At 50.3% G+C, this 1,012-nt stretch carries 2 protein-coding genes; both read right to left on the reverse strand.

Annotated features, from left to right (window positions below):
• On the reverse strand, positions 1-550 hold a 550-nt coding region (locus R8N28_RS27290; protein WP_318183926.1), incomplete at its 3' end, for a metal ABC transporter permease.
• On the reverse strand, positions 550-1,012 hold a 463-nt coding region (locus R8N28_RS27295; RefSeq protein ID WP_318183927.1), incomplete at its 5' end, for a metal ABC transporter ATP-binding protein. The genes R8N28_RS27295 and R8N28_RS27290, both read right to left, overlap by 1 nt.

Here is a 1,012-nt window from a genome sequence, read left to right on the forward strand (position 1 = left end):
CAATATCTGGGCTGATACACGTGAGCAAAATGCGATTAAATGTCGGAATCAGCAGCAGCAGGATGATCAAGCAGCTCACTGCAAGCAACGTGATGTCTCTATCGGTCACCGTCAAAATCGAACCAAACAGTACGTTTTCTAGCATGTGTATGTTGATCTTACGTGCGACGTACATCAGCAACGCCGCCCCGACCGCCAGAGCTAACGCCAGAAATACACCGACCAACGTGTCATAAGGTACATTGGTGCGATTTCTCACGTAGTGCAGCTGCAACGCAAAGATCATCCAAAAGCTAAACAACCCTATGATTGGGTTTTCTGGTGGTTCACCAAGTAAAACACCAATAGCGATACCCGTCAGTGCTGCGTGGCCTACTGCTTCGGAGAAAAACGCCAAACGCTTAGCAATCACTAATGTACCCAGCCCGCCGAGTAGCGGCCCCAAAATCAGCGCAGCGACCATCGCGTTCACCATAAAAGCGTACGCAAAGCTGTCGCTCAACCATCCAGCGTCTACACCACTCACCACCAGTGCTCGTAACCACTCCATTACGCCGCCTCCGCTTTGGTTGTGTAGTGCTTAAATAATGTTTCAATACGATCTGGACTCAAAACATCCGAGTGGTGTCCGGACGCCACAATCTGACGGTTAACAACGTGCACTTCTGCATCCAAGCGACGCACCGCAGTGACATCATGATGAACCGCTAACACCGTTTTGCCCTGCGCGACAACTTCATGTATCAACACTTCAAGGTAACGCACACCTTGCTCGTCCATCCCTGTTGTAGGCTCATCCAACACCAACAAGCTTGGGTCATCTAACAAAGCCTGAGCGAACAACACACGCTGTTGCTCACCACCAGAAAGTTGCCCCATACGACGATCTGAGCGAGCGGCCATGCCAACGCGATCTAATTGCACCAACGCACGTTGTGTTTGTTTGGTTTTACGGCGCCAGAATAATGGGATTCGTGTTTGGTTCAGCAACACAAAATCCATCACCGTTAGC

The sequence above is a fragment of the Vibrio sp. Vb1554 genome (assembly GCF_033344235.1).